Origin of the sequence: Streptomyces sp. WM6386, from assembly GCF_000972385.1 — a bacterium.
GTDB lineage: Bacteria > Actinomycetota > Actinomycetes > Streptomycetales > Streptomycetaceae > Streptomyces.
This window is the reverse complement of record NZ_JXTE01000055.1, coordinates 20,892-35,510: the sequence shown is the minus strand read 5'-3', so window position 1 is coordinate 35,510 and position 14,619 is coordinate 20,892. Positions and strand designations below refer to the sequence as shown.

The 14,619-nt window shown below is 69.8% G+C and carries 12 protein-coding genes; 4 read left to right on the top strand and 8 right to left on the bottom strand.

The features are described from left to right. Positions 1 to 501 precede the first annotated feature (501 nt). From TN53_RS28800 to TN53_RS28785, 4 genes are all read right to left on the bottom strand, one after another. The gene (locus TN53_RS28800) at positions 502 to 1,626 is read right to left on the bottom strand and encodes a GuaB3 family IMP dehydrogenase-related protein (protein WP_046261619.1); all 1,125 of its coding nucleotides are present in this window, start codon (positions 1,624 to 1,626) and stop codon (positions 502 to 504) included. A gap of 116 nt (positions 1,627 to 1,742) precedes the next feature. Beyond that, on the bottom strand, positions 1,743 to 3,248 hold the full coding sequence (gene guaB / locus TN53_RS28795) for an IMP dehydrogenase (protein ID WP_046261618.1): 1,506 nt from the start codon (positions 3,246 to 3,248) through the stop codon (positions 1,743 to 1,745). Positions 3,249 to 3,407: 159 nt separating this feature from the next. Next, positions 3,408 to 4,073, bottom strand: a complete 666-nt coding sequence (locus TN53_RS28790; protein ID WP_420719135.1) for a sigma-70 family RNA polymerase sigma factor — start codon at positions 4,071 to 4,073, stop codon at positions 3,408 to 3,410. A gap of 231 nt (positions 4,074 to 4,304) precedes the next feature. Next, positions 4,305 to 4,916, bottom strand: coding sequence for a response regulator transcription factor (locus TN53_RS28785; protein WP_003948568.1), 612 nt, complete (start codon positions 4,914 to 4,916; stop codon positions 4,305 to 4,307). A 382-nt stretch (positions 4,917 to 5,298) separates the two neighbouring features. On the opposite strand from TN53_RS28785, the gene TN53_RS28780 reads away from it, so the two are divergent. Beyond that, positions 5,299 to 5,628 carry a WhiB family transcriptional regulator gene (locus tag TN53_RS28780; RefSeq protein ID WP_046261616.1) on the top strand — a complete coding sequence of 110 codons (330 nt, stop codon included), beginning with the start codon at positions 5,299 to 5,301 and terminating at the stop codon, positions 5,626 to 5,628. Between the two features lie 45 nt (positions 5,629 to 5,673). Here the strand turns inward: TN53_RS28780 and TN53_RS28775 are convergent, their stop codons facing one another. Beyond that, entirely contained in the window at positions 5,674 to 6,573 is a 900-nt protein-coding gene (locus TN53_RS28775; RefSeq protein WP_046261615.1) for a LysR family transcriptional regulator, read from the bottom strand. An 80-nt stretch (positions 6,574 to 6,653) separates the two neighbouring features. Here TN53_RS28775 and TN53_RS28770 point away from each other — a divergent pair, with 80 nt between their 5' ends. Continuing rightward, complete coding sequence (locus TN53_RS28770; RefSeq protein WP_046261614.1) at positions 6,654 to 7,322, top strand: MOSC domain-containing protein; 669 nt, start codon at positions 6,654 to 6,656, stop codon at positions 7,320 to 7,322. A 51-nt stretch (positions 7,323 to 7,373) separates the two neighbouring features. Next, positions 7,374 to 8,147 (top strand): SDR family NAD(P)-dependent oxidoreductase, encoded by a 774-nt coding sequence (locus TN53_RS28765; RefSeq protein ID WP_046261613.1) that lies wholly within the window; start codon positions 7,374 to 7,376, stop codon positions 8,145 to 8,147. On the opposite strand, the gene TN53_RS46940 is transcribed toward TN53_RS28765, so the two are convergent. After that, complete coding sequence (locus TN53_RS46940) at positions 8,110 to 11,523, bottom strand: hypothetical protein (RefSeq protein ID WP_159038214.1); 3,414 nt, start codon at positions 11,521 to 11,523, stop codon at positions 8,110 to 8,112. The genes TN53_RS28765 and TN53_RS46940 overlap by 38 nt on opposite strands. A 64-nt stretch (positions 11,524 to 11,587) precedes the next feature. Between TN53_RS46940 and TN53_RS28755 the strand changes: the two genes are divergently transcribed. Next, the gene (locus TN53_RS28755) at positions 11,588 to 12,295 is read left to right on the top strand and encodes an ester cyclase (RefSeq protein ID WP_046261611.1); all 708 of its coding nucleotides are present in this window, start codon (positions 11,588 to 11,590) and stop codon (positions 12,293 to 12,295) included. A gap of 70 nt (positions 12,296 to 12,365) precedes the next feature. Here TN53_RS28755 and groL read toward each other — a convergent pair whose 3' ends face one another. Next, on the bottom strand, positions 12,366 to 13,988 hold the full coding sequence (groL, locus tag TN53_RS28750; RefSeq protein WP_046261610.1) for a chaperonin GroEL: 1,623 nt from the start codon (positions 13,986 to 13,988) through the stop codon (positions 12,366 to 12,368). A gap of 129 nt (positions 13,989 to 14,117) precedes the next feature. Continuing rightward, on the bottom strand, positions 14,118 to 14,426 hold the full coding sequence (gene groES, locus TN53_RS28745) for a co-chaperone GroES (RefSeq protein WP_003998759.1): 309 nt from the start codon (positions 14,424 to 14,426) through the stop codon (positions 14,118 to 14,120). Between the last annotated feature and the right edge of the window lie 193 nt (positions 14,427 to 14,619).

The following is a 14,619-nucleotide window of genomic DNA, read 5'->3' as shown; positions in this document are numbered from 1 at the left end:
ATGCGGGGCGCGGCGCGGGTACCTTACGGAGACAGGTGGAGCCCACCGCAGGGGCACTGCGGCAGGCTCCGAGATGGTTCACGGAGTGTCCGCCCCTAGTGTGTGTGGGGGCGGCCGCTCACCATCCAAAAATCCGCAAGATCCACCTCCTCCGGCACTTCACCATCCGCAGACGGAGTCGGTCCCAGCGGGTGGGCTTGCGGTGGCGGCCCACAGGCGCCCCCTTCCACGACGCCACCCAGAGGCCCGGTAGGCGACACGTCGGATCTCGGGCCGGGCCCCGACGGCCGGGGTCCGGGACCATGTCCTTGGAAGGGGGCACCCCACACAACTGGGGCGCCGATCACGGACACTAGCGACTCACTACGCCCGTTCAGCCCACATTCGCCCCGAACGCAACCACGCGCCCCTCCCGCGCAACACGCCCCCTCCAGCACCCTTGGGCACGCGGAAGGGCCGGTCACCCGCCCGGGGCGACCGGCCCTTCCGGCGCCGTACGACCTACCGCTTGTGCTGCGAGTCCGCGACCGTCACCTCGACGCGCTGGAACTCCTTGAGCTCGCTGTACCCGGTGGTGGCCATGGCCCGCTTCAGGGCGCCGAAGAGGTTCATCGAGCCGTCGGGGGTGTGTGACGGGCCGGTCAGGACCTCCTCGACCGTGCCGACCGTGCCGAGGTCGACCTTCTTGCCGCGCGGAAGCTCCTCGTTGATGGCCTCCATGCCCCAGTGGTGGCCCTTGCCGGGCGCGTCCGTGGCGCGGGCGAGCGGGGAGCCCATCATGACGGCGTCCGCGCCGCAGGCGATGGCCTTGGGAATGTCGCCGGACCAGCCCACGCCACCGTCGGCGATGACGTGCACGTACCGGCCGCCGGACTCGTCCATGTAGTCACGGCGGGCCGCCGCCACGTCCGCGACCGCGGTCGCCATCGGGACCTGGATGCCCAGCACGTTGCGCGTGGTGTGCGCCGCGCCGCCGCCGAAGCCGACCAGGACGCCCGCGGCGCCGGTGCGCATCAGGTGCAGTGCGGCGGTGTAGGTGGCGCAGCCGCCCACGATCACCGGGACGTCGAGCTCGTAGATGAACTGCTTCAGGTTCAGCGGCTCGTGCGAACCCGACACGTGCTCGGCCGACACCGTCGTACCGCGGATGACGAAGATGTCCACGCCCGCGTCGACGACGGCCTTGGAGAACTGCGCCGTGCGCTGCGGGGAGAGCGCGGCCGCGGTGACCACACCCGAGTCGCGCACCTCCTTGATGCGCGCGCCGATCAGCTCCTCCTTGATGGGGGCGGAGTAGATCTCCTGGAGGCGCCGGGTCGCCGTCTCGGAGTCCAGGCCGACGATCTCGTCGAGCAGCGGCTGCGGGTCCTCGTACCGCGTCCACAGGCCCTCGAGGTTCAGCACGCCGAGGCCGCCGAGCTCGCCGATGCGGATCGCGGTGGCCGGGGAGACGACCGAGTCCATGGGGGCGGCCAGGAACGGCAGCTCGAAGCGGTAGGCGTCGATCTGCCAGGCGATCGAGACCTCCTTCGGGTCGCGCGTACGACGGCTCGGGACGACGGCGATGTCGTCGAAGGCGTACGCCCGGCGGCCGCGCTTGCCGCGCCCGATCTCGATCTCAGTCACGTGTGTGGCCTTTCCCTGATGCGTTGCAGCGCCTTCCAGTATCCCCGACGGCCACGCCGAGGGCGGCCCCGGAGGTCCCGGGGCCGCCCTCGGGAAGCCTGGCGACTACTGGCCGACTACTTACGGCTGTAGTTCGGCGCCTCGACCGTCATCTGGATGTCGTGCGGGTGCGACTCCTTCAGACCCGCCGACGTGATCCGTACGAAGCGGCCGTTGGCCTGCAGGTCCGGCACCGTGCGGCCGCCGACGTAGAACATCGACTGGCGCAGTCCGCCGACCAGCTGATGGACGACCGAGTGCAGCGGGCCGCGGTAGGGCACCTGGCCCTCGATGCCCTCGGGAACCAGCTGCTCGTCGGAGGCGACACCCTCCTGGAAGTAGCGGTCCTTGGAGAACGACTTGCGCTCGCCGCGCGTCTGCATGGCGCCGAGCGAGCCCATGCCGCGGTACGACTTGAACTGCTTGCCGTTGATGAACAGCAGCTCGCCCGGGGACTCCTCGCAGCCCGCGAGCAGCGAGCCCAGCATCACGGTGTCGGCGCCCGCGACCAGGGCCTTGGCGATGTCGCCGGAGTACTGGAGGCCACCGTCGCCGATGACCGGGATGCCGGCCTCCTTGGCGGCCAGCGAGGCCTCGTAGATCGCGGTGACCTGCGGGACGCCGATGCCGGCGACGACACGGGTCGTACAGATGGAGCCGGGCCCGACGCCGACCTTGATGCCGTCCACGCCGGCGTCGATGAGCGCCTGGGCGCCGTCACGGGTGGCGATGTTGCCGCCGATGACGTCGACACCGGAGGAGTTCGACTTGATCTTGGCGACCATGTCGCCGACCAGCCGGGAGTGGCCGTGCGCGGTGTCCACGACGATGAAGTCGACGCCGACCTCGATCAGCGCCTGGGCGCGCTCGTAGGCGTCACCGGCGACACCGACCGCGGCACCGACGAGCAGCCGGCCCTCGGCGTCCTTCGCGGCGTTCGGGTACTTCTCCGCCTTGACGAAGTCCTTGACGGTGATGAGGCCCTTGAGGACGCCCGCGTCGTCGACCAGCGGCAGCTTCTCGATCTTGTGCTTGCGCAGCAGTTCCATGGCCTCGACGCCGGAGATGCCGACCTTGCCGGTGACCAGCGGCATCGGCGTCATGACCTCGCGGACCCGACGGGAGCGGTCGCTCTCGAAGGCCATGTCGCGGTTGGTGACGATGCCGAGGAGCTTCTTGTTGGGGTCGGTGACCGGGACGCCGCTGATGCGGAACTTGGCGCACAGCGCGTCGGCCTCGGCGAGCGTGGCGTCCGGGTGCACGGTGATCGGGTCGGCCACCATGCCGGACTCGGAGCGCTTCACCAGGTCGACCTGGTTGGCCTGGTCCTCGATGGAGAGATTGCGGTGCAGAACACCGACGCCGCCCTGACGGGCCATCGCGATCGCCATGCGCGACTCGGTGACCTTGTCCATGGCGGCGGACAGCAGCGGGATGTTCACCCGCACGTTCCTGGAGACGTACGAGGCGGTGTCGATCTCGTCGGGCGCCATGTCCGACGAGCCCGGCAGCAGCAGCACGTCGTCGTAGGTCAGCCCGAGTGTCGCGAATTTGTCAGGCACTCCGTCGACGTTTGCAGTCATGACACCTTCCCCAATGGCCTTGATCGGTGCGGATGTCCATGCTAACGGGAAGGAAGGGTCCCGAATTCCACGGTTCCGTCCGGCTACCGGCTTCGTATGTTCGTACGGAACTCAGGTACGACCTGTTCACCGAAGACACGAAGACGCAACGCCAAGGGACTACTGCTCGGCGAGGGCCCGCAGTCGGCTCAACGCCCGGTGCTGAGCCACCCGCACCGCTCCGGGTGACATTCCCAACATCTGCCCCGTCTCCTCCGCCGTCAGCCCCACCGCGATCCGCAGCAGCAACAGCTCCCGTTGGTTGTCGGGGAGGTTGGCCAGCAGCTTCTTGGCCCATTCGGCGTCACTGCTGAGCAGCGCCCGCTCCTCGGGGCCGAGGGAGTCGTCCGGCCGCTCGGGCATCTCGTCGGACGGCACCGCTGTCGAGCCGGGACCACGCATCGCCGCACGCTGCAGGTCGGCGACCTTGTGGGCGGCGATGGCGAAGACGAAGGCCTCGAAGGGGCGACCGGTGTCCCGGTAGCGCGGCAGGGCGAGGAGAACCGCGACACAGACCTCCTGCGCCAGGTCCTCCACGAAGTGACGTGCGTCGCCGGGCAGCCGTGACAGGCGGGTGCGGCAGTAGCGCAGCGCCAGTGGGTGGACATGGGCGAGCAGGTCGTGTGTCGCCTGCTCATCCCCGTCGACGGCGCGGTGAACGAGCCCACCGATCACCGTCGTCTCGTCCTCGCGCATCGGTCCATGGTGCCCTGCGGCCGATTCATCCGCGGCACCACGTCCGATGTTGTGCACCGAAGCGTTATGAGCAGGTGCGCCGGAACTCATACCCTGCGCCCTCCCCTTCCGCTCGACCGACTCGTCCCCGAGAGACTCCACACCTCAAGGATGCGGCATCGGCGCCGAAACAAGCAGCGGACACCGACGGGGCCATTTGACCGACGCCGGCATCCGCGCCCCGAAAGGGGCGCGGGGCTGCATCGACATGCGGCTACCGCCGCGTGGGCGCGACCAGCCACGAACGACCCGCACACAACAACGGCCCGCAGGACCGGGTTCTCAGCGAACCAGACCCCATCGGAACCCGAGCGCGACCGCATGCGCCCGGTCAGAAGCACCAAGCTTCTTGAACAGCCGACGCGCGTGCGTCTTCACGGTGTCCTCGGACAGGAACAGCTCACGCCCGATCTCCGCGTTGGACCGACCGTGGCTCATCCCTTCGAGCACCTGGATCTCACGCGCGGTGAGGGTGGGCGCCGCCCCCATCTCGGCGGACCGCAGCCGACGGGGAGCGAGCCGCCACGTCGGGTCGGCGAGGGCCTGCGTCACCGTCGCCCGCAGCTCCGCGCGCGAGGCGTCCTTGTGCAGATAGCCCCGCGCGCCCGCGGCGACCGCGAGCGCGACCCCGTCCAGGTCCTCCGCGACGGTGAGCATGATGATGCGCGCACCCGGGTCGGCGGACAGCAGCCGCCGGACGGTCTCGACGCCGCCCAGACCGGGCATGCGTACGTCCATCAGAATCAGGTCCGAGCGGTCGGCGCCCCAGCGGCGGAGGACTTCCTCGCCGTTGGCCGCGGTCGTCACGCGCTCTACGCCGGGCACGGTCGCGACCGCGCGGCGGAGCGCCTCTCGGGCAAGCGGGGAGTCGTCGCAGACGAGGACGGATGTCATGGCCGCCCTCCGCAGCTGATGCACGTCACCTTGAGCCTCCAGGCTGGTACGAAATCGTCACCTGTGCGGTCGACCGTCTCGGACGCCTGCCCGAGCGCTTTGTGTTTCAACCGCCTCCGCACTCTCAACGACGGTCACTCGAAAGAGTTACGGGGCCGTGTGCCATCTTCGGCACTCTACGTGAGGGTGCGGACACGGTGCAGACATGCACGACGGACCCACAACGTTTCATCACAACCAGTGCCCCATTTAGCTCCATTTCTTCCCATTTCCTGGTGTCTGAGGCTAGATTCGCAATGAGTCATATTTTCATCTCCTTAGATCGCAGATGTACGGTCGTAGACACCGTATCCGCCACAGAACGGCTACAAGGGGTCACGCAATGGCAGATTTCTCCCGCCTTCCCGGACCGAACGCGGACCTGTGGGACTGGCAGCTCCTGGCCGCCTGTCGCGGGGTGGACAGCTCGCTCTTCTTTCATCCGGAGGGCGAGCGAGGAGCGGCCCGGAGTGCTCGTGAGAACTCGGCCAAGGAGGTCTGCATGAGATGCCCGGTCCGCGCCCAGTGCGCGGCACACGCGTTGGCGGTGAGAGAGCCGTACGGCGTCTGGGGCGGGCTGACCGAGGACGAGCGCGAGGAGCTCATGGGGCGGGCACGAAACCGGCTGGTGACGGCGTCGTCGGTCGGTGGGCACGCCGTCTCGAACAACTGAAGGAACGTTTCTTCCGGAAGGGGCACGCGTACGCGTGCCCCTTCCCTACTTCCGGCCCGCCGCGTTCGCGAGCTGGTCCAGGGTCGCCGCCACCGCGGGCACCTGCGCCAGATCGGGCAGGGTCAGCGCGACGATCTCCCGCCGCACGGCCGGTTCCAGCGTGACGGTGCGCGCGCCTCGCGGCCGTACGGACTCGATGGCCAGCTGCGGCAGCACGGCCACGCCGAGGCCGGCGCCCACCAGTCCCACCACCGCCGGATAGTCGTCGGTCGCGAAGTCGATGCGGGGCGTGAACCCGGCGCCCTCGCACACCTCGACCAACTGCCCCCGGCAGCGCGGACATCCGGCGATCCAGGGCTCCCGCGCCAGCTCCCCGATGGCCACGGCCCCGGCGGACGCGAGCCGATGCCGCTCCGGTACGAGGGCGACGAGACGGTCCCGCAGCAGTGGCCGTACGACGAGGTCGTCCCACTCGCCCTCCTGGGCGGCCCCCTCGTACCGGAAGGCGAGGGCGACATCGCAGTCGCCCTCCCTCAGCATCGCGACGGACTGCGGGGGTTCGGCCTCCTCCAGGGAGACCCGCGTGCCCGGGTGCGCGGCACGCAGCGCCGCGAGCGCGGTCGGGACCAGGGTGGAGCTGCCGCTGGGAAAGGAGACGAGCCGCACGCGCCCGGCCCGCAGTCCGGCGATGGCGGCGACCTCTTCCTCCGCCGCCGTCAGTCCGGCGAGGATCCCGGCTGCGTGCCGCACGAGCGCCTCCCCCGCCTGGGTCAGCCGCATCTCTCGGCCGCTGCGGATGAGCAGCGGGGTGCCGACGGACGCCTCCAGGGCCTTCATCTGCTGGCTCACGGCGGGCTGGGTGCAGCCCAGTTCGCGCCCGGCGGCGGAGAAGGAGCCGGTGGTGGCGACAGCGCGCAGGACACGGAGATGACGGGCCTCGATCACCCTTCGAGGATAAGCCGGGCTTTGATACGGCGGCGAATAGTGCGTGGCGCCTTTGGGCACCGGTGTCCTACCGTGCCGTTATGAAGCTTCTGTCGGTGAATCTGGGCCGCGAGAAGGCCGTTTCGTACACGGACAACCCGGAGGGCGTCACCGGTATCGACAAGCGGCCGGTCGACGGACCGGTGCGGGTGGCCGCGCCCGGCCCCAAGGGCATCGGCGGGAGTGGGCTCGCCGGGGACGCGGTGTGCAAGAGGCAGCACCACGGCGGCGACGACCAGGCCGTGTACGCGATGGCGCGCGAGGACCTGGACGACTGGGAGCGCGAGCTGGACCGTTCCCTGGCCAACGGCGCCTTCGGCGAGAACCTCACGACACAGGGCATCGACGTCTCCGGCGCGCTGATCGGCGAACGCTGGCGCATCGGGCCCGAGGTGGTGCTGGAGATCTCCAGCGCGCGCATCCCGTGCGCCACCTTCCAGGGCCACATGGAGGAGAAGCGGTGGGTGAAGCGGTTCACCCGGAAGGGCGCGCCCGGGGCGTATCTGCGGGTGATCCGGCCCGGCGAGATCCGTACCGGGGACCCCGTCGAGATCGTGCACCGGCCGGACCACGAGGTGACGGTCGCCCTGGCGTTCCGGGCGATGACCACCGAACGGCCCCTCCAGCCACGGCTGTTGGCGGCGGGTGGGGCACTCCATCCGGAGGTGCGGCAGTGGGCGCTCGAGTATGTGGAGAAGCACGGCGCCTGACGGCGTCCTCGGCAAGCGGACGCTGTCGGTCCTGGTCATTAACCTTGCGTCATGACAACGGCATTGATTACGGGATCGACCGCGGGCATCGGTGCCGCGTTCGCACGGCGCCTCGCCGCCGACGGTCACAACCTCGTCCTGGTGGCCCGCGACACCAAGCGGCTGCGCGAACAGGCCACCGAACTCCACGACCGCCACGGCATCGAGGCGGAGGTCCTCACCGCGGACCTCGCGGAGGACTCCGGCATCGAGACGGTGGCCGCCCGCCTCGCCGACCGCAGGAACCCGGTCGACCTGCTGGTCAACAACGCCGGCTTCGGGAACAAGGGCCGCTACCTCGACGTCTCCATGGCCGACGAGCTGAAGATGCTCAAGGTCCACTGCGAGGCGGTGCTGCGACTGACGTCGGCGGCGACGGAGGGGATGCGCGAGCGGGGCCGCGGCGGCGTGGTCAACGTCGCCTCGGTGGCGGCCTTCGTCCCCCGCGGCACGTACGGGGCGTCCAAGGCGTGGGTCGTGCAGTTCACCCAGGGGGCGGCCAAGGACCTGGCCGGGAGCGGGGTACGGCTGATGGCCCTCTGCCCCGGCTTCGTACGCACCGAGTTCCATGAGCGGGCGGGCATGGGCACGGACAACATTCCCGGCTGGATGTGGCTCGATGCCGACAAGCTCGTGGCGGCCGCGCTGAACGACCTTGCGCGGGGGAAGACGCTGTCGATTCCGGATCCTCGGTACAAGGCGTTGATGGGAGTGGTGAAGGTGGTGCCTCGGGGGTTGCTCGGGGGGATCACTTCGAGGACGGGGCGGATGTACGGGCCTCAGTAGGGATGCGCAGAGCCTCGACTACGTAGGGGACGACTCGGGGCTCCAGCCGTGCCGCCGCCCGCAGCCCGTCCAGCCATGTGCCCTCGCCCAGCAGCGCGTGTGCCGCGAGCCTGCGGCCGAGGGCGGGCTGCACCACCGGCGCCAGCGCGTCCGCCGCTCCGCGGCTCACCCGGTCGAGACCGCTGTCGGGACGGGCGTCGACCCCGGCCAGCACCATCGCCCGGTCGATGTCCCCCGCTTCGGCCAGCGCTGTGACCAGTGTGGTCTCGGCCCTTGCCCGGGCCGAATCGGTGAGGCCGAGGTCGAGGCCGACGGTCTCGGCGTGCTCATACTGCCGCACGGCGACCAAGGTCGTCAGGAGGGCGTCGGCGCCATTCCCCGTCCCTTGTACGAATGACACGGCGGCGTCGGCCTCCTCGGCCACGGCGGCGTCCCTGCCCAAGACGTGCAGAGCGTGCAACCGGTCCATACGGTAGGCCAGTTCGCTTTCCCTCACCCACCCTGCGGATCCGGGTTCCCCGTCCGGTACCGGGGCCGCATCGAGAAGTTCGTTCGCCCGCTCGACGTGCCCCGCCGTGGCAAGTGCGGCAGCGATCGACGCGTTGGCGCGGCTCCGGTCCTCGTGATCGGGGATCAGCTCCGCGGCGGCGGCCGCCCGGTCCAGTTCACCCTTGTCGGCGAGGCCGCGTACCAGGTCAAGGGCAAGCACGCCGCCGGAGAAGCCGCTGTACTCCCGCACAACTGTGGCGGCCCGCTCGAACTCGCCCGCGTCGAGGAACCCGAGCACCATCGCGGTCCACACCCCGTGCGGCCATCGGGGGGCGGGGCACATACCCAGCAGTGCCTCCGCTCTGTCGAACTCCCCGGCATCAGCCAGTGCTTCGGCCACGTTCCAGATGAAGGACTCGTACCAGATGGTCGTCTCGGGGGGCGCGTCGGCAGGAGGCACCGGCGGGAGAAGGGCCTCGATCCCCTCCAGAACGACGGCGGCGTCACGCGGAGATCCGGCCTTCCGCAGCAGTTCCGCTGCCCGCATCCGATCCGAGGCACCCGGACCGCCGGACCTCTCGTCGCGCGCACGGGACTCCGCACGGGAGAGCACGCGGGCGGCCTCCACCCTGTTCGCCTCCGTGCCCCGCTCCGGTGCCGCCGCCCAGGCGACGACGCCACGAGCCAACGCGGCGACGGCCATGCGGCTGTCGACGGACTCGGCCACGGCTTCGGCCCGGTCGAACCGCCCTGAGCCGGCCAGCACCTCCACCACATCGGCCAGGGCCTTCGCGCGGATGGTGGGGTGTGCGATGCCCCGGACCGCTTCTTCCGCCTCGGCGGTCCGGCCGGCGGCGGCCAGCGCACGCGCCAGTGCGCCCACCCCGTCCTGCCGGTACTCGGTGCTCTTGATGCTCGCGAGCACTTCCTCCGCGCGCTCGAACTCACCTGCCTGCGCCAGTGCGGAGAGCAGCACGATGGACAGCCCTTCGCGCCCCAGCCAGGCGCCCGTCGCGTCGGCCAGTGCCTGTGTCCTGGCCCGCTCCCCCGCGTGCGCCAGCTCCCACAGCACCGCCTGGGCATTCCGGAGCGTCCGGGCCAGACGGTCGACTTCGTCGAGGAGGGCGTCGGCCTTCGCTCTTTCCCCGCAGCGCGCCAGGTCCGCCGCGTACCGGGCCAGGGCCGCCGGGACCACGGTCTCCTCCACCGACCGGGCCAGTGCCTCCGCCCGGTCCAGGCGCCCGGCCCCGACCCAGGTGTGGACCATCTCAGGAACCAGCTGCTCCTGGTCGAAGGCCTCGAAGGACAGCACCAGTTGTTCCGCTCGCTCGTACAGCCCGAGTTCCGCGAACGCCGGAAGCATCGCCCGTATCACGGGGGTGTACCCGTGTCTTCTTCGCGAGCGTTCGACCCCCAGCTCGGCCTCGGCTTCGGCGAGCAGGCCGAGGGCGCGGTGCGTCTCCCTCCGGGCAGCGGCAGCAGCGACCCCGGCGAGTGCGACGGCCGACCTCGTCGGAAACGCGCGCGCCAGGGTCTCCGCCTTCTCCATATGGCCCAACTCGGCCCAGGCATGGCACATTTCGGCAGGAATTCCCACGTTCCGGTCCTGTAGGCGGGTCCGCTGCATCGCCAGTTTCAGCAGGACCAGCAGATCGGGTCGCTCCGTCCGGGCCACCAGCTCCCCGATGTCCCGTATCTCCACCAGGGCGGCCGCGTCCGTGCCGGTCACCGCCAGCATCCGGTCGTGCCGCACGGCGTCCAGGGCGCAGTCCGTCATCCGACCGGTGTCGCCCGTCGCGCGGAGCATGCGGAAGTACCCCCGCAACAGGTATTCCGGCGTGCCCTCCGGCCAGCCCCGCCCCCGCCAGGCCTCGGCCCAGTCGTGCAACCTGCCCCGGTACCGGTCGAGTTCGGCGGCACCGAGCATCGCCTGGGCCTGGACCTGGAGTTCCTCGTGGGCGAGCAGATACACGTTCACCCGCAGGCCGAACGTCCGCCCGGCCCGGGTGCGCAGCGTGTCCCGCACCCGGTACGGAACCGCCCCGGTCAGCTCGGCCAGGTCCTCGGCCGTCAGACCGCCACCCGCCGCCGTCACCAGGGCCAGCAGGTCGTGGTCGAGGCCGCCCGCGACGATCAGCTGTTTCAGCTCGCGCTCCGCCTCCGTGCGGATCGCCTGGGCGTACGGCGACGTCGTCAGCGTCCGCGCGACCGCGGGGTCGCGCAGCGGGTGGTCGCCGGGCACGTCGCCCGGGGCCGGCGGGTTCAGCCGGCCCGCCACCAGGACGCGCATCCCCGACTCCGGCCGGGCGGGAAGCAGACTCGCGATGCTGTGGGCGTCCGGGCCCGTGGTGGCCCCGCGGTCCTCATCCAGGCCGTCGACCAGGAGGATGAGGCGCTCGCCGCGCCCGGCACAGACACGGGCCGCCTCGCCGTACAGGCGAAGGAGGTGGGCCTCGCGGGTGGCCTCGGTCAGATAGGCCGGCAGCCCCTCCCCCACCAGCTCCGCGAGTTGCTCCAGTACGACATCGACGTACGCCGTCACATCGTTCTGCGCCCCCCACCGCGCCGTCACGAAGAAGGGCACGATCCGCACGCCCTGTGGCGGGTGCAGTGCGAACCACGACATCAGTGCCGTCTTGCCGGCCCATGCCTCGGCCCGCCACCAGGCGTACGCCCGGCCGGAGTCGGTCGTGCAGAAGGTGGCGAGGTCGGCCAACTCGGCCTCGCGGCCGAGTAGTTCGGGCGGGGCATAGCCGCGCACCCGCTCCCGGTACGCCGAGCGCACCGCAGGCGCCAGCAGCACCTGGTTGTGGTCGCCCGTCACCGCCACCCCGATGTCGCCGCCCGCCGAGACGGACCGCTCCCCCCGCGCCTCCATGGCGCTCATGATGCCAAAAGGGAGAGAATGGTGCCGTACAACCGGACCCAGGGGGGCCGGAGGCGACGGTGTCATGACCTTCGTACAGCTCATCGACTGCAAGACCAGCCGCTTCGACGAGATGAACCGGCTGATGGACACATGGGTCGAGCAGACCAAGGGGAGACGGACGGCGACGCACAGTGTGATCGGGAAGGACCGGTCGGACGGGTCGCACTTCATCGAGATCGTGGAGTTCTCGTCGTACGACGACGCGATGCGGAACTCCAATCTGCCGGAGACCGACAAGGTGTTCCAGGAAATGGTCGCTCTCTGCGACGAGATGCCTACCTTCACCGATCTCGACGTGGTGCGGGACGAGCAGCTGTACGCGGCCACCGCGCGGCGGTTCTTCGAGACGCTGGCCGGGCCGGGTGAGCTTCCGCCGCTCAACGATCTGCTCGTCGAGGACTACCACGATCACGATCCCGCGAACGAGCAGGACGTCATCGGGCTCGATGCGATCCGGGGCGAGGTCGAGATGTGGCGGGGAGCGTTCGACTTCGGGTTCACCGTCCATGAGCAGATCGCCCAGGGTGACCGGGTGTGCACCCGGTGGACCTGGAACGGGACCCATGTCGGTGACTTCATGGGGATTCCGGCCAGCGGGAAGCGGGCCTCCATGACCGGGACCACCATCCATCGGTGCACGGCGGACGGGAAGATCGCCGAGGGATGGTGGCAGTACGACCGGCTGGGTCTGATGGCGCAGTTGGGTGCGCTGGATGACCTGGAGCAGTAGGGCGACAGCAAGGCGAAGGCCCGGCTCCCCTCTGGGGGCCGGGCCTTCTACGAGCTACGAGCTACTGAGCTCAGTGGGAGTGACCGTGGCCGTGGCCCGCGGCCGGCTCCTCCTCTTCCTTCTTCTCGACGACCAGGGTCTCGGTCGTCAGGAGGAGGGAGGCGATGGAGGCGGCGTTCTCCAGGGCGGAACGGGTGACCTTGACCGGGTCGATGACGCCGGCCTTGACCAGGTCGCCGTACTCGCCGGTGGCGGCGTTGAAGCCCTGGCCCTTGTCGAGCTCGGCGACCTTGGAGGTGATGACGTAGCCCTCCAGGCCGGCGTTCTCGGCGATCCAGCGCAGCGGCTCGACGACGGCCTTGCGGACGACCGCGACACCGGTGGCCTCGTCGCCGGTCTTGTCCAGACCGCCCTCGAGAACCTTGGCGGCGTGGACCAGAGCGGAGCCACCACCGGAGACGATGCCCTCCTCGACCGCGGCGCGGGTCGCGGAGATGGCGTCCTCCAGACGGTGCTTCTTCTCCTTCAGCTCCACCTCGGTGGCGGCGCCGACCTTGATCACGCACACGCCGCCGGCCAGCTTCGCGAGGCGCTCCTGGAGCTTCTCGCGGTCCCAGTCGGAGTCCGTGTTCTCGATCTCGGCCTTGATCTGGGCGACGCGGCCCGTGACGTCCGCGGAGTCACCGGCACCGTCGACGACCGTGGTGTCGTCCTTGGTGATCGTCACGCGACGGGCGGAGCCCAGCACGTCCAGACCGGCCTGGTCGAGCTTGAGGCCGACCTCCTCGGAGATGACCGTGGCGCCGGTGAGGACCGCGAGGTCCTGCAGCATCGCCTTGCGGCGATCGCCGAAGCCGGGGGCCTTGACCGCGACCGCGTTGAAGGTGCCGCGGATCTTGTTCACGACCAGGGTGGAGAGGGCCTCGCCCTCGACGTCCTCGGCGATGATCAGCAGCGGCTTGGAGGCACCGCCCTGGATGACCTTCTCAAGGAGCGGCAGCAGGTCCTGGATCGAGGAGATCTTGCCCTGGTTGATCAGGATGTACGGGTCGTCGAGGACGGCCTCCATACGCTCCTGGTCCGTCACGAAGTACGGCGACAGGTAGCCCTTGTCGAAGGCCATGCCCTCGGTGAAGTCCAACTCCAGACCGAAGGTGTTGGACTCCTCGACGGTGATGACACCGTCCTTGCCGACCTTGTCCATCGCCTCGGCGATGAGCTCGCCGACCTGGGTGTCCTGGGCGGACAGCGCGGCGACGGCGGCGATGTCCGCCTTGTCCTCGATCGGGCGGGCGGTCGCGAGGAGCTCCTCGGAGACCGCGGCGACGGCCGCGTCGATGCCCTTCTTCAGCAGCGCCGGGGAGGCACCCGCGGCGACGTTCTTCAGGCCCTCGCGGACCAGCGCCTGGGCCAGCACGGTGGCGGTGGTCGTACCGTCACCCGCGATGTCGTTGGTCTTGGTCGCCACCTCCTTCACCAGCTGGGCGCCGAGGTTCTCGTACGGGTCGTCGAGCTCGACCTCGCGGGCGATCGTGACACCGTCGTTGGTGATGGTGGGGGCGCCGAACTTCTTGTCGATGACGACGTTGCGGCCCTTGGGGCCGATCGTCACCTTGACCGTGTCGGCAAGCTTGTTGACGCCGCGCTCGAGGGCGCGACGGGCGTCCTCGTCGAACTTCAGGATCTTCGCCATGGGAGCGGTTCAGCCCTCTCGGAAAACGTGGGTGAAACGAACTGCGCCCCCGACGCCCGGCTGATTAATGGTCGCGGGGGCCAGGGGCGCAGCTCACATGCAATGTGCTTCGGTGAGGAAGCGGGTGAATTACTTCTCGATGATCGCGAGCACGTCGCGAGCCGAGAGGACGAGGTACTCCTCGCCGTTGTACTTCACCTCGGTGCCGCCGTACTTGCTGTACAGCACGATGTCGCCGGTCTTGACGTCGAGCGGCAGACGCTCGCCGTTCTCGAAGCGGCCCGGGCCCACGGCCAGGACGACGCCCTCCTGGGGCTTCTCCTTGGCCGTGTCCGGAATGACCAGGCCAGAGGCGGTGGTCTGCTCGGCGTCGAGCGGCTGGACCACAATGCGGTCCTCGAGCGGCTTGATGGCAACCTTGGAGCTGGTGGTCGTCACGATCCGACCTCCCCCTTCGGAGATCTCACGGGGTTAACTGTCTGAGGTGGCGACCAGGTGGATCCGTCGTCGCGGGTGCCGGACCTGCCCGTCGCTACTGGCACTCTCCAGGGGGGAGTGCCAGACCCGAGACTATGACTGCGATTAGCACTCGGTCAAGCGGAGTGCCAATTCACTGCGGCGCGGCGGACCG

Coding starts and splice junctions, on each gene's coding strand:
- guaB (WP_046261618.1), bottom strand. CDS start 3,248: ATGACTGCAAACGTCGACGGAGTGCCTGACAAATTCGCGACACTCGGG.
- TN53_RS28790 (WP_420719135.1), bottom strand. CDS start 4,073: ATGAGTTCCGGCGCACCTGCTCATAACGCTTCGGTGCACAACATCGGA.
- TN53_RS28785 (WP_003948568.1), bottom strand. CDS start 4,916: ATGACATCCGTCCTCGTCTGCGACGACTCCCCGCTTGCCCGAGAGGCG.
- TN53_RS28780 (WP_046261616.1), top strand. CDS start 5,299: ATGGCAGATTTCTCCCGCCTTCCCGGACCGAACGCGGACCTGTGGGAC.
- TN53_RS28770 (WP_046261614.1), top strand. CDS start 6,654: ATGAAGCTTCTGTCGGTGAATCTGGGCCGCGAGAAGGCCGTTTCGTAC.
- TN53_RS28765 (WP_046261613.1), top strand. CDS start 7,374: ATGACAACGGCATTGATTACGGGATCGACCGCGGGCATCGGTGCCGCG.
- TN53_RS46940 (WP_159038214.1), bottom strand. CDS start 11,523: ATGAGCGCCATGGAGGCGCGGGGGGAGCGGTCCGTCTCGGCGGGCGGC.
- TN53_RS28755 (WP_046261611.1), top strand. CDS start 11,588: ATGACCTTCGTACAGCTCATCGACTGCAAGACCAGCCGCTTCGACGAG.
- groL (WP_046261610.1), bottom strand. CDS start 13,988: ATGGCGAAGATCCTGAAGTTCGACGAGGACGCCCGTCGCGCCCTCGAG.